Origin of the sequence: Yersinia thracica (assembly GCF_902170565.1) — a bacterium.
GTDB classification, from domain to species: domain Bacteria; phylum Pseudomonadota; class Gammaproteobacteria; order Enterobacterales; family Enterobacteriaceae; genus Yersinia; species Yersinia thracica.
Map to the genome: position 1 here is coordinate 1 of NZ_CABHXX010000040.1, position 13964 is coordinate 13964.

Below are 13964 nucleotides of genomic sequence, written 5' to 3' on the forward strand. Positions count from 1 at the left end.
TCACAAAAGAATCTATCAATCTCTCTTTCTATATCTTGTAATGTAATTGCTTTACTTACTTTGTCTTTTGCTTTTTTATCTACATAGTTTTTTAAATGATCTCGAATTCCATCTTCTTCAGGGATACTTAATTTCATATCTCTAGAGAAACTAGTTAATGCTTTAAATACTTCGTCAATACTTCTTTTATTATCTATTTTAGGATTGCAACCTAAAGAGCGTTTAAAAAATTCACTTCGCGACTTACCTACTATAAACTTCACATATGGTTCACTATCATTTGTAGGGTAGGCTACGTTAAATAAACTAAGATCAATCATCGCAGCTTGTCTTAATGCTTCAATATCTACTGAGTTTAATTTCTTAGGTACTAAGTTTTCATCAAAATCAAAAACGCTTTTATTATCAACCATAATTACAAGCAAGCGGCCAAAGCCATGTAAATCTTCAGCAGTTACATAATGAATAAAAACAACCTCACCACCAGAAGGTTTACCTTGTCGGTCACTATTCGCTTCCATGCGCATTTTAACCATCGTATTTTCAACAAGAGCTCTAAATGCAATCTTCCCCAATATATAATTCTTCAATATTTGAGGAATTGCATTAGGTAGTGTGTCTTTTTCTAAAAAACCATGGTGTTTACTTTTTCTTGTAAACTTTCGTTCAACTCTTATCAAGAAATCTAGTGCTGCATTGTTTCCAAGATTCCAATCAGAACCTAATTTATGCTCAAGAATCACACTTCCAGCAGACCTAAATAACTGAGCTGTTACAGCAAATTTCGCTTGATAACTTGCACTACTAGCCACAAGTGTTGGATCATAATTGCATGAAATACATTTTTCATCTTTTGTAGATTTCTTAGCTCCACACTCCGGACACGTAACATCTTGATTATCAGAATCTTCTTTCATCATTTATCTCTGTGTAGTTAGATTAATAAACATCAGTAATTAAATGAACCATAAATAAAACTCATATTTTTCATATAGTAGCTCTTCTTATTTACATTTGCTTACTGGTTATTTCATCAGTACACACCAATAACTGTATGTATACACAGTACTATGCAACCGTCGTTTATTCAATTAGTTTTACTCTAAAATTATTTATCTCTTCTGGTACACTCTTTGAATCTCCCTTAACTGTTGGGCTGTATTACTATCAGGAACGGGGCCACCCTGAGTAGAGCCAGGTTGCGCACTCTGAGATGGTTCTGTCATTTGCTGTGGTTGCTGCCGCTTTTGCTTCCATGCCATAAATACCTGCTGATCCTGTGGGTTGTTCAGATCAGGGGCTTCACCAAATTCTTTTTGGTACTCCCCGGCAAATGCCTCCAATTCAACCGGGTCAATGCCGGATTGATTCTGAGAACCACGGCCCCCACCAACACCATAGAGTTCAGAAGCTTGCTGGCGGCGTTGCTCAGAGCTGCTTTTTATTTCCTGTTTTGCAGCGGCCAGTTGCTTCTCATCCATCATGGCACCGTCTTTATTCAGCGCGGCTAATTGCTTACTTTCATCTTTACCAATATCCAGCAGCTCTTTGCGGTAGCCTTCACTTTCCTGACGCATGGCGGCTTTATCTGGCAGCCCAGGGTGCGGAATTGAAACGGGCCGCTGCTGCTGGCCCGTAAGAGGATAACTTTCAGGTACATTTTTAAGGTATTTTTCGACACGCTATTACTTCATGTTGATACCATAACCCTATGGCTGATGAATGTTTTTCTGAGTGTATTTCCAATTAATTCGTCTGATAGCCGCCTAGTGAACATCTATATATTCACTTTTCAGCTAAGGCCCGGAGTAAGTGGTTAGCTACCTCGACAAAACTTGCCAACGCCTCTTCATAGGAGTGTGGTTCCTGCGAATAAACCAGTGGGCTAAGCCTCGTTATGTATAAATGGTTCAACCATTTACCCTGCCCATCTTTAGTATTTTTTATAACATCAAGACTTTTACTCAGGACACTATACGGGTCATCAACGAATGCCTGAAATTGCTGTGAATATTCTTCCATATCAGTTTTTACTGAGTGCCCGAACATACTAGCAGCAGCATTAATCGCTTTGGGTTTTATTGTGTATATGCGCCATACATCATAAATATGCCGTACTAGCGCCTCATCAAATTCGGCTTGCTTCACGCCAGCACAATACATTGCAAATCGTCTTAGAAGAGATAAGACCTTTTCGGCAAGAGTCTCGGATATGTTGATACATTCGATATCAAAATCAGGGTAGCTTTTACCATTTACTAATTGTTGATAAAGATAATTAATCTTTAACTTCTCAGTAGATAAATTAATGGGGCGATTTATTAATTCTACTTTTATACAGCTACGCAGAGGGTTAGAAACACCGCTACTGAAATTCCCTTGATAGCTTAAATCAACATTATAATGACGGTGCCTATCATTAATTTCAGGGTTTTCACCTTCTTTATCAGTAAGGTAGAAACCTAGTTCTTCTAGCTTTGTTGTCAGTTTTTTATGAATATCTTTCAGTCTTGCTTTATCAGATGAGCATTCATTTTTTAATTTATAGGTGTTCGGAACCTCTGGAAGAATGACTTTTATATCAATATCTTCTGACATCCGACTAATCAAATTATAAGCTTTCGATAAGCAAGTACCGCCAGCAAACACTAATCGGACAGGAAGCTCTATATTTACTGGCTCAACAGGTAATTTTTTACTTCTAGGGTCAAATCCTTTTAACTGTGCCTCATGCACTACATTCAAGTTAGCTAATACACGTAATGCATCTGTTACATGCACATCTTTTTCAGCGACAAATGCTGGCAGGCCATTTAGCAGGCCCGCAGCTTCCGCATCCTGAATATCAGCAATTTGCTCATCCGTAAGTTTTTTCATATTTTACATTTTTACCCGAAACAGTGATGTTTCTGGATATTTTCCTTCCTGGAGTTCTGACTTGGAGCTGCATTGGGATCTGTGTCGTTCTTCCCGCGTTATAATCCTCTAAGGCCTTGCCCTGAGTGACTTTCACGTTGAGTTTTTTGAACGTTTCTTCCACAACAGTTTCAAATGGTGCGGCTACCGTCCTTTTCCCCGCAAATCGGTTAAATCGAGTTTTTGCATACACGCCAAGGCTAACCCGAATTAATACGCCCTCTTTAACGAGTTCAGACAATGCCTTGCTAACTTGCGATTTGCTACCCAAGTGTTCCAGCTCCGAACGCAGTACAACAATACCTTTCCGGTTGGCGATGGAGCGCAACAGTTTTTGCTTCAAAATCATGATTGCCTCCTTTAAGCACTCATAGGTAAATCAATGCTTATTATAGATTGTTTTTAATTTAAAACAATTAGTTACCATAAAAAAGTAAGCTTATAAATGAGCATCTATATCTTGTTAACTATCAAGAGATTAGTACGTTAAGTGCTCAAATGAAGTGAGATGGAGTGATTCTTAATCTTTAAAGGCATCTCACGATGCCTTTTTGCATTTAGGGGTTATTCGGCCTCGAGAGGCTCACTGATAGCTTGATGATAAGTTTGATGTAGCAGGTCTATTTGCTGCCATAGGACGAGATTGAGTATTTCTTTTGCAACGGGCTTCTCAAGCACGACAACGGCGTAAATGAGCGCACGGCAATGATCAATGAGGTCTTCCACTTCGCGGGGCGAGTTATCGTACATGGCGCACCTCCGACCGGAGAGTGGAGGCCAGTGATGCTGGCAGGTGAAGAAAAGCTATAAGGCAAGGGGCTCTAGTCGTCGAATCCATGATGACAACCTCTCAGTTGATGGCTTTAAAATCACCACCAAGAGCTGTCAATCTCTTATAGGTGGTGAACTGGGCGGGGTTGACAGACCGGTCAACAGAGAACCCGGCGCACCTTGCGATGCCCCCACCCAGTTCACCATTGCTTTTTCACAGGTGTAACTGTGCCCGCACATAATAACCGCCTGTGCAGTTGTGCGCTCTATTGAATTCCGGACTGTCAAATCCGGCAGCAGATTTTGCCGCTGCGGGGGCACTATATCGGGCCATTCTCTACTGTTCAATTAACCAGTGGTAAATTAGGACAAACATTTTTGTAGATGCGAGAGGGGCCGCATTTGTGCGGTATGAAAGGATAACATCACCCTGAAATTTTATTAACGGGTATGAGGAAATACGTAGCAAGTCATTTGAGTGCTCAATAAACCAGCAAACTATCATATATATAAGATTTTCATCACAATCTTATCCCCTAGAGTAGGTACTAACTCCCCCCTGTAACGGCGCTGGTCACGGAGCATCCGTAACATTTCACCCCCAAGTTATCCACACAACTTACCGATGTTGTTCACTTGCCAAAGTTCAGAGTTATCATTATCTTGTTCTCATCCGGCGAGAATCACACCATATCTTGTGGTTTTCAAAGAAAAAGGCCAAGCAACATTGCAGTGTCACTTGGCCTTTAACCGGTAAACAATCAGGATGCAGAGATAAACGACGCCATCCTGCTCCACTTGTAAACCTAACGACTTTCTTTTGGCGAAGTAATTGTAGTCAGGTTTGCAAGATCCTGTAAAGGCGTCTTTGTGCTGAGGCTACACTCATGAAATACGCATTTAATGAAGAAACTGGGATGGTAACTATCTTCACTCCTTGCATTACGCGGAAAGGGAAGAAAATTTACAAGAAAGACGGTGGCTTATTCGTCTTTGAAGTTCCAGCTAACAAATTTCGCAAATAGAGCAAGTTCTATTTTGTGAAACTATTCAAAGGAGCTTCGGCTCCTTTTTAATGGCTAGCGAAATAAATATAAAGGCATCTACCAAGTCAGTCCAGGCAAACCAATAATCATCGCGATAACGGAAGATGGTCGTTGGCTTCAACTTAAATGTTTTCCCACCATCAACATCAGCCATGATGGGTGTAATCACGCCGTGGCGAAAATGACAATTTTTGGCAATAGTCGCCGCTTGCTCTGGCAATAGATGTGGCACTGCCCGAGGCATTTCGCCACGCATGGTAGTGATATCGATAGCTGACATAGGGGAGGATTTCCGACAGGCATAAAAAAAGCCCCACTAAAAAAGTGAGGCTTGGCATCTTTGAGTAATTTAGCGCGTTGTTGATAAGAGAGCAACGGGGTATTTATTTAATTTAAGGTGCATAGCTACCCGGCTTAGAGGACGGATTAGGCCATTTGAGGACGCTACCGCATTATGGTCTCGAAATCGTCAACTCTTTGATGAAGTTACTAAGTATTTCTTTGAGAGGGTCAGGTATTAATGAAGCTACTTAGACGGCTGGCATCGCGCGGAATTGCGGGTATTTGTGATTTTGTCATACTCGCAACAATTGCCTCTATACTCTGGTTCTTATTCATGTCTGAATCCGAATTTAGATACTTTAAGGCCGCGTTATCCTGTGTCGGATTTATCATCGCATATGTCATTTACTATATTGCAGATAAAATCCATGACGGCGAAAACGTTACATAACCTAACATCACCTACAGATACCGGGTAATTAAGCCCGGTTTCTTTTTCCCCACTGGGTATGTTATTGCAGCCCCCTATACCCCTCTGATATTACTCCTTTTCCATCAATAGAAAATTCAATTCTATATTTCCCACCATTCAAAACGTAGATCAGATCATAATCGGTATTATTTTTTAAAACTGTAAATATGCATATATTAGGATATTTCATGTTTACACCCGTCCCGACTTCCAATGGCTTCTCATAATTGTCAGTAGATGAGCTTAAAAGGTAGTATGTCAGAACGTCTCCAGATTTAGCTTTTACACATATAGAATTTTTATCGATTAACGCATCACCCTTATTGCGAAATTCTAACCTATCTCCAACGCAGCCAGTGAGCAGTACACATAAAATTAGCAAAATGAATCTAATCATATAGGGAAAGACCTCAACACTTTTTTATATTTTGCAATCAAATCGCGCACTGGTTCAGAAGAATCGTAATCTTTATATTTTATAATCCATTTGTAGTTACTAAACCCGTGCCTTATTAGTAACCAAAAGTCTGATACGATAGATGCTTGCTGCTCCATCGAATATTGAGATAAGTGATTTTTCGTAAGGCCATAACTGTAATCCGCTGCCCAGGATACCAATCCACGCATCCTTACATTCATCCCTCTTTGATACTGCCAAACATGCATCATTTCATGCATAAATAGATGTTTGAAATCCACAGGGCTCGTTGAGTAATCATCACGATAAACGTTAGTTTCAAACCATATCTCTCCATTCGGAGTCATTGCTGTATTATTTTCCTGCATACCGAGCGGTAAATAACTACCGTGATGAACCCATACTTGGCTGTACTGGATAGCGTATCCGTAAATCTCCATTGCTAAGTTGATTTCAGCCGAAGTCAATAATCGCAAACCATCTCTTTTGAGCATATGGATTCCTTCCCATAGATTTTATCTAGCATTCACAAATAAATATCACGCAAGGTTACTTTAATTGATGAAGCAAATCGAGGGTACTTAACAGAAATAAGACAATGCTGATAATTAGTTTAAGGCTTAAATTCATGGACGAGAACACCGGGGATTGGCTGGGCAATTAAGCCCGGTTTTGTATTTTATGCTTTTGTCGTCGGTGGCTCTATTTCTTCAACTTCTGGCATCTGAACACGCAGATCAACAAAACGCCCTGCTGGGATATCTATTGGCTGGCCATTTTCATAACCTTTGATGTTATTCTGCGCAAACTCAGGGGAAATCAGATGTGTGCGATGATATGTCTTAATGATTAAGTCACCATCTTCTGCCAGCTCATAATCAACCCAGACAAGCGGCTGTTTATTTTTGTCGGTGGGTATTTCAATCCCCCCGTCTACCCCGCCCCAACTATCATCTGAGTTAAAACCTAGTACTCCCGATATTTTATAGACGCCCTCGCTAATGCGCTCAGACATAGCCCCATCAGACTCATAATTCGTTTCAGAACGACCATCGCCGTATAACTTCACAACAGGCGAGGCTTTTTTCAAAAAACCGTTGGAATCTACTGTTGTATTGTTCGTGTGATAGACCATCACTGATGGGCTTAACGTTGTGTCGTGTTGCGCTTTTACATACACTTGGGGCCATCCAGAACCTCTATTATATGTCTGTATAGAAATTGTCGCTTTTCTGTTTCCCGCCGATACCGAACCATTGTTATTAGCTGTACCGCTCACACCCATCGAAAGTGTTTCCCAGTGTGCCGGTAATGATCCGCTGACATCCGTAGGTGGGCCGCCCCCCCAATTAGTGCTAGTAGTAAAGCCAATAGTGCCTACTGGGTGTAAGAACGCATTATCAGTAGTTGAAACCGCATTACCCGCTAACCCACTATTACCCGCTGATAGCACACTACCGCGAGTAACGTCTGCGTCGTTTGTTGTCCTGACAAGATTACCCGATGTCCAGATATACTGGCCTTTCTGTAATGCTAGTGCTGTGACCCCTCCATCGCTGTAATCTCTGAGATAAAACGGCCCGTTGTTTTCCAGGCGGCCCATACGCCAGCCCGGCGAGCCATCAACTTGCGTCCAGTGAATCCAGTTGTATGCAGTGGCGTCAATAGGTGTCAAAGTAATAGATGCACTATAACGCAGTACCAGCCCCCCGGTTAATGTCCCGCCAGCCAGTGGCAATTTACTGTTTATCTTCTGCTCTAAGGCCGGAATATCAATACTTTCCGCAGAACTTTTGGCCACTTTAGCAAAAGCTTCCGCCTCATCTCTAAACCCTTTTGCTGCCCCTTTGTCCGCTGTCGTTGTTACCGCATTCTGTCTCGCCGTTTCAGCGCTCGCGACTGAAGCAGTCTTGGAGTCGTTTGCGGCAGTAGCCGAATTCAGCGCATTCCTCTCACTTGTTGCAGCACTTTCTTTACTACTTTTGGCAACAGAAGCTGCTTGCGTTGCTTCGTTAAGTTGTTGAGTGACTTGCTGAGCAGAACTATCTACGGCAACTTTTATCTGCTCACTCGCAGTACGGGCAGCTACAGCTCTATCCGCATCAGTTTTCACTGCCAGCGTAATTTTTGCGGCGGTTTGCTCGGCAGCGAGTATCGATGCATCGTTGGCGGCTGTAGCTGCCGCTGATTGAGCTAAGTTGCGGTAGGAGAGCGCATTTTGTTCTGACAGTGATGCTGAATCCTTGCTAGCTTTGGCACTGGTTTCACTTGCTGCCGCTTTTTGCTGAGAGAGAGTAGCAGCATTGGCGCTTACGCCTGATTGGTCACGATACCCTTTTGCTGTTGCTAACGCTGCTGCAAGATCAGTCGCATACTGTTTGGCTTCATCGCGGGAATGGCCTGCACTCATGGCCGAAGTACTGGCGCTGCTTTCTAACATCTTAATAATTGCCAGATCATTCGAGACCTGTTGTTGAATCTGGCGGAAGTACAGGATCACATCAGGCGTGAGCTCAGACTCCATAATCTGCTGCTTAAGCAACTGATTAAGAGTGCTGGGGCCAGTGGTGTTATCCAGCGTAACCGCCCCATAAACAAAACTACGGCCATTGGCCGCCACCGTAATAGAGTAACTGCCCTCCTCTAACTGGATACGATATGCGCCAATATTGTCGGTTCTGACCGTGGCTGAAAAGGTATTGAGTACAGTGAGACTGTTAGCAATCGCGGTGAGGGTGATTTGTGCATTGACTACCGGCTCACCTACCGGATTAATCATAATGCCGGAAACTGTTATACTCACTGTCCACCTCCCTGATACTGCGCTTCTTTCAATTGCTGGGCGAAACTCTCAGAGTTCTGTTTAACCCCCAGTTGATCGCTGAATGCCTGATAATGCTGCATGGCTAAATTGAGATTGGCCCCGGCGTCACCATCCTTGCTAAACGAACGAAACAGCATCCAATCCACCAACGGATTCACATAAAGCTCGTCAATTGGTACCGGTGTTTTATCTGCCAGATCATTGATAGCAACGGCCACCGGAACTCTGGCCACCACCACCTCGATACCCGTAGGCTGAGCTGCGCCCGGAAACAGGTAATACACTTTGGGTGTCAATTCGTTGTAGGTATAACGCTCAATTGAACCGGTCATCTGATGCCAGTCAGGATATTGGCTATCAAGCACATCACGCGGTACCGGCCTTAATGCCCTGCCATCTACTAAACGAATCATCTCGATTAAGCGGATCGCACCGGCGGGCAACGTCTGTTTAGTCCCAACGTCAGTAGTCATCACTTCAGTGGTGGCTCCGGCATCAGGTCGCGCCAGAATGACAGCCCGGACAGCATCATTGTAATAATCACATAGCTCCGCCAACGGCCAGCGTAGCCATGCAGTATCTTTGAGCTGGGTGTTAACCCGCCCAATAATCTCGGCAATGGTGATCATTAGAAGAACTCGTGTTTGCGGACGGGGTTATTGAAAGCGGTGATCGGGGAATTATCCAGTGCCTCACGGAATGCCCGGCGGTAACCATCAACAAAACGCGCGCCAAAGTATTGTGAGCGTTGCGGATCCGTCCAGGGTTTGCCCGGCATAATAAATAAATCTTCAAGAGCGCCAATGGCGATCACATCTGCGTAATCGTCTGCCAGAACGTCAGGCACTTCAGTCACCCCACGCTTGGGTTCAATGGCAAAATCCACGGTCACTTTGGTCAACGGCTGATTGAAACTGATTTGATTGGCAGACTTCACAGTAAATTCAATGCCTGCCGTCAACATGACACCCGGCGCACTGGCATTACTCACCTGATTTGTGAGGTCTACTACCCGTAGACGCTTGACGCATTTCACCAGCTCACTGTCCGTCAGGATATAAGTCGTGCCCGGAGTAATATCATTAAAAGTGACCGCGTCACGGCAAAGCAATGACTCACGACAAAAAGTGATCGCTGCATCTAATGCGGCCTGCTTCATCATGATATCTAGCGGGCCGCTGATATGCTTTCGTATGGTTGGCAGAAATGCGTCAAGTGTTGCCATGGTTAAAGCCGAGGTGAATACTGTGGCTCGCTGGCTTAAACGCTATTCAGAGCTATTAAAGCGTCGTGAGCTGGCTGAGAACACCATGAAAATGCGCGTTCTCCAGATTGGATACATTAGTCAAAAATTTGGAAAAATGCCGATCGACACAGTGACCACCAAGCATATTGCTGATTTTATTAATGCCTATGTCGATAATGGTAAAAGTTCGATGGCGGTAAATCTACGTTCTGTTTTATCTGATGTTTTTCGCGAAGCAATAGCTGATGGTTTAATTAGCACCAACCCAGTGGAAGCAACACGCACTCCATCACCAAAAGTTAAACGGGAACGGCTCGACTATGCCGCCTTTTGCAAGATTTATGAGGCTGCCGGCCAACAGCGGAACTGGGTTCAACTTAGCCTGGCTCTGGCACTGATTACCGGCCAACGTCGTGACGATGTGCGGCAATTAAAAAGAAGCGATGTACATGATGGCAAGCTTTGGATAGTCCAGAGTAAAACCAAGATGCAGATAGCGATATCGCTATCCCTGCGGCTGGAAATAATGAACGCTACAGTTGGCGACATTATAGAAAAGTGCCTGAATGACAGTAAAAGTGAATATCTCATCAGCTCATCCAATAAAAGTTCAGGTAGAAAACCGGGAGCTTTGAATGCAGACTCGCTTACCAAAGCATTTGTTAAAGCATTGAAGGCTACCGATCTGGTTTATAAAATATCCCCTCCCAGCTTTCACGAGATCCGCAGCTTGGCGTCTCGTCTTTATGAAGCGGAATACGGTAAGGAATTTGCACAGAAATTGCTTGGACACAAATCGATGAAAATGACGAATGTATACCTGGATTCACGTAAAAATGAGTGGGTTGAGATTTAGGCCGAGTATAGGATTTCGGGGAAATTTCGGGGGATTTCGGGAGAATCAGAAAAACACCATTAAAATCAACATGTTAAAAAGAGACCGAATACGATTCCTATATTCGGTCTAGGGAAATGGCTCTTGGGAGAGAGCCGTGCGCTAAAAGTTGGCATTAACGTAGGCTTGTTCAGCCGTACTCTTTAAGAGTAGTCGAGTACATGTGTTTCGCCAACTTAGCAACAGAAGTAATTAATCACGGTGGCAAACTAATTTGAGCAATTAAAGCTCGCTTATATGCTAAACAAAGTAATTATCTGTTAAATAAAGACAAATATCTGTGTCCGCTAATATTGTTGAGTTTAGTTTTGGCATAAGGTCGTGGCGCGCTGCTGGAAAGGCTCCAGACTCATCTTTTGGCCCGGCTTCTCACTGTCATCCAATAATAAAATATCTAACGGTTTTGCCAGAACATGCCCGGCTTTCATCTGTTCAGTCGCAACATCATTGAGAGGATATTGTACTAATGTGCTTGGGTTTATCACAAATAAAGCCCCACCGGAACGGCACTCCAACATCACCTCTTCTCGAGTAAATGCCCATTGTTTGCCAAACTCAAACTTACTGACGGTCACTATCTTCCCTGCAGCAATAGCATTTACCGATAACATCAGTAACGATAGTGTCAGTACAAAATCTTTCATTTTAATTATCCTCAATTAACTGATTGCCTTGATTTTCTCGTATATCAAGGCGTCGATGCAAGCTTACTGGCACTATCTGTCAGGTATAATTTCACATTATATCGGTGCCATCGTCGCAAAAATGCTTACCAAAAGGAGTACCGCTGCACCAAGGATAATTTCAGCACAGCTGTTTACAACCAACCAATAATGGGCTTTTGCTGGCAATTTTCGCAGCATAGGGACAATTAGGTAGCGGTTAATCACCGCAATCACAATCATAAACAGCACCAATATTACTTTACTGAGTAATAGCATCTGATAGACAGATGTCAGTGTTAAAGAAGTCTCACTCAGTATAATAATGCTATTAATAATTCCGGTGGCCAATACCAATGCCACTGCCAAATGGCCCCAACTTGAAAACCTAATTAACGTAGTGATAGCTTCGCGTTTAGCATCACCATGGCGGGTATATGCAAGGCAAACCAGCAATGCGGGCAAACATCCTATCCAATAACCTGCACTGAGCAGATGTATAACTTGATTGATCTGATGAATCCATCCCAGTACACCCTCGTGCATCGCCGCGTGCCCGATAAAGGCCAGGCTTGCTAATAGCAATGTTGAACAACCGACCATCAGCCGATAGTAAACACGGATTGTGCTGAGCAAAGCTATCCACATGCTCAAGATGGATAAACCGAGATGCCATTGCCATATCTGACCAAAACGGGTACCCAACACCGCCCACCATACGTTTAGTTTGTAGGTATCAGCCCAACCATCACCCATCAAGCCAGCCTGGATAGCCAAAAGCCCGATAGCGGAGGCTAACCCCAGGAAGGTACTGAAAATAAGGAGAGGCGATAAGCGGTTTTTGAGTGTCGAAGAGAAGCGATCTGGTGCTAATAAGGCGGTGAAAACACTGATGCCAAACATCAGCATCACCGCCAAAAAATGCAGAAAGCGACACAGAACGAATAGAGTCGCCAGAGACATATTATTTCACAGTGAAGCTGTAAGTGCCTTTGGTTTTATGACCATCAACAGACACCACATGCCATGAAACATCGTATTTCCCAGCTTTCAATGCGCTATCGATCGGCAAGATTAATTGTGTGTTATTGACCGGGTCCAATTTAAGCTCGCCAGTTTTGACAACATTGTTATCTGGGCCAGTCACTTTCACCCCACTGAAATTCAATTCAATCCCTTCAGAGAAGCCCAGTGTCACGGCTTCTGGCGCTGAACCAATGGTCGCATCGGCAGCAGGAGATTCAATTTTCAGGTGAGCATGAGCTAAAGCTTGCTGGCTGGAAAGCCCAACAAATAACACAATAAGTGCCGAAAGCATGCAGCAGGAAGAACGTACTTTGCGAATAAACATAATATCCCTTAATCGATGGGGAGAAGAATCTGTCTGCTACCAACCATATCCTATATTGGCAACGCGAACCCCTATCACTTTCAGTCAATTGCACTACCTGTGAGGTAGGGCACAAAATAAAACGCCAAATTATGAGTGGCGATTGAAATATCACCAATAGTTGAGCGGTAATTAAGCTCAGCTAGCGCTTTTTAGCTTTATCGCAAATGGTAACGATTTCAATATGGCAAGTCGAGAAACGATAGCTAAACAATATGTTGTTAGCACGAAACAATAAAATTAAGGAAAAAGGGAGGGCCGAGTATGGCGAAGAGACAATAAAAAACCGCAATTTCTATTTCCACTAACAGTGGATAGAAACTGCGGCGAGTTCAAATCAAGCCAAAAAATTAAGCCTGAACGTGGCTCTGTGCTGCCATGGCCTTCAGATCTTTATCGACGAAGAACAATGAATTGCCGCTGTTACCTACCAGCGCCAGTTTATCCAGAATTGATTTGAACAGTTTTTCTTCTTCATGCTGTTCAGACACATACCATTGCAGGAAGTTGAATGTAGAGTAATCGTGCGTGGTCATTGCGACATGGGCAAGCTCATTAATTTGAGTCGTAATCAGTTGCTCATGCTCATAAGTCAGTTTGAATACATCAGCCAGTGATGCGAAACCTGTCGGCGGTGCACTGATTGTACCCAATATCGGCATAGCGCCCGTTCCGCTCAGGTATTCAAATAAACGCTGCATATGCTGCATCTCTTCTTGAGAATGCTCTTTTAAAAATGCTGCCGCACCTTCGAAGCCTTTATCACTGCACCAGGCACTCATCTGCAGATAAAGATTGGCAGAGTAAAATTCCAAATTCAGCTGCTCATTAAGCTTCTGAGCCATTTCTGTTTTCAACATAATAATTCCCTAATTTTTATAATGCAGGTAAGCAACGATTAGCTTGGCGTATTATGCCAAGTTAAAAACAAAATAAGAACACCCTATTCACATTAATATTTAATAAAATCATTAAATAATTTAACCAGCTGATTATTAATCATATTTTTAAAATTAAAATATTAAATTAATTATTATAAGAA

Annotated in this window: 15 protein-coding genes and 1 pseudogene; 1 reads left to right on the forward strand and 15 read right to left on the reverse strand. The window is 43.1% G+C overall.

Annotated elements, in window-relative coordinates:
* The 11 genes and pseudogenes from FTA91_RS05790 to FTA91_RS05840 all read right to left on the reverse strand — a co-directional run.
* The coding region (locus FTA91_RS05790; RefSeq protein ID WP_145583041.1) for a nucleoid-associated protein at positions 1–920 on the reverse strand (920 nt) is incomplete at its 3' end.
* A 192-nt stretch (positions 921–1112) separates the two neighbouring features.
* On the reverse strand, positions 1113–1577 hold the full coding sequence (locus tag FTA91_RS05795; protein ID WP_235896826.1) for a hypothetical protein: 465 nt from the start codon (positions 1575–1577) through the stop codon (positions 1113–1115).
* A 208-nt stretch (positions 1578–1785) separates the two neighbouring features.
* Positions 1786–2877: a nucleotidyl transferase AbiEii/AbiGii toxin family protein gene (locus FTA91_RS05800; protein ID WP_005174982.1), complete on the reverse strand. Its 1092-nt coding sequence runs from the start codon at positions 2875–2877 to the stop codon at positions 1786–1788.
* Positions 2858–3265 (reverse strand): DUF6088 family protein, encoded by a 408-nt coding sequence (locus FTA91_RS05805; protein WP_005158289.1) that lies wholly within the window; start codon positions 3263–3265, stop codon positions 2858–2860. The genes FTA91_RS05800 and FTA91_RS05805 overlap by 20 nt, the downstream gene beginning before the upstream one ends.
* A gap of 215 nt (positions 3266–3480) precedes the next feature.
* Complete coding sequence (locus tag FTA91_RS05810; RefSeq protein ID WP_145583043.1) at positions 3481–3666, reverse strand: hypothetical protein; 186 nt, start codon at positions 3664–3666, stop codon at positions 3481–3483.
* A 1122-nt stretch (positions 3667–4788) separates the two neighbouring features.
* Positions 4789–5013 (reverse strand): annotated as a pseudogene (locus tag FTA91_RS05820) (hypothetical protein); the annotation flags it as partial.
* Positions 5014–5527: 514 nt separating this feature from the next.
* Positions 5528–5884: a putative T6SS immunity periplasmic lipoprotein gene (locus tag FTA91_RS20545; protein WP_413081216.1), complete on the reverse strand. Its 357-nt coding sequence runs from the start codon at positions 5882–5884 to the stop codon at positions 5528–5530.
* Positions 5881–6399, reverse strand: a complete 519-nt coding sequence (locus FTA91_RS05825; protein WP_145583045.1) for a type IV secretion protein Rhs — start codon at positions 6397–6399, stop codon at positions 5881–5883. The genes FTA91_RS20545 and FTA91_RS05825 overlap by 4 nt, the downstream gene beginning before the upstream one ends.
* Before the next feature lie 185 nt (positions 6400–6584).
* Positions 6585–8708 carry a phage tail fiber protein gene (locus FTA91_RS05830; protein WP_145583047.1) on the reverse strand — a complete coding sequence of 708 codons (2124 nt, stop codon included), beginning with the start codon at positions 8706–8708 and terminating at the stop codon, positions 6585–6587.
* On the reverse strand, positions 8705–9358 hold the full coding sequence (locus FTA91_RS05835) for a phage adaptor protein (protein ID WP_145583049.1): 654 nt from the start codon (positions 9356–9358) through the stop codon (positions 8705–8707). Before FTA91_RS05835 ends, FTA91_RS05830 begins: the two co-directional genes overlap by 4 nt.
* Entirely contained in the window at positions 9358–9954 is a 597-nt protein-coding gene (locus FTA91_RS05840) for a hypothetical protein (protein WP_145583051.1), read from the reverse strand. Before FTA91_RS05840 ends, FTA91_RS05835 begins: the two co-directional genes overlap by 1 nt.
* On the opposite strand from FTA91_RS05840, the gene FTA91_RS05845 reads away from it, so the two are divergent.
* The gene (locus FTA91_RS05845) at positions 9953–10831 is read left to right on the forward strand and encodes a tyrosine-type recombinase/integrase (RefSeq protein ID WP_222423181.1); all 879 of its coding nucleotides are present in this window, start codon (positions 9953–9955) and stop codon (positions 10829–10831) included. The genes FTA91_RS05840 and FTA91_RS05845 overlap by 2 nt on opposite strands.
* 341 nt (positions 10832–11172) lie before the next feature.
* Here the strand turns inward: FTA91_RS05845 and FTA91_RS05850 are convergent, their stop codons facing one another.
* The 4 genes from FTA91_RS05850 to ftnA all read right to left on the reverse strand — a co-directional run bounded on the left by FTA91_RS05850 (position 11173) and on the right by ftnA (position 13782).
* Positions 11173–11514 (reverse strand): YebY family protein, encoded by a 342-nt coding sequence (locus tag FTA91_RS05850; RefSeq protein ID WP_050116310.1) that lies wholly within the window; start codon positions 11512–11514, stop codon positions 11173–11175.
* Between the two features lie 96 nt (positions 11515–11610).
* Entirely contained in the window at positions 11611–12495 is an 885-nt protein-coding gene (copD, locus tag FTA91_RS05855; RefSeq protein ID WP_050116309.1) for a copper homeostasis membrane protein CopD, read from the reverse strand.
* 1 nt (position 12496) lies between these two features.
* Positions 12497–12883 carry a CopC domain-containing protein YobA gene (yobA, locus tag FTA91_RS05860; RefSeq protein ID WP_050116308.1) on the reverse strand — a complete coding sequence of 129 codons (387 nt, stop codon included), beginning with the start codon at positions 12881–12883 and terminating at the stop codon, positions 12497–12499.
* 389 nt (positions 12884–13272) lie between these two features.
* On the reverse strand, positions 13273–13782 hold the full coding sequence (ftnA, locus tag FTA91_RS05865) for a non-heme ferritin (protein WP_050116307.1): 510 nt from the start codon (positions 13780–13782) through the stop codon (positions 13273–13275).
* Between the last annotated feature and the right edge of the window lie 182 nt (positions 13783–13964).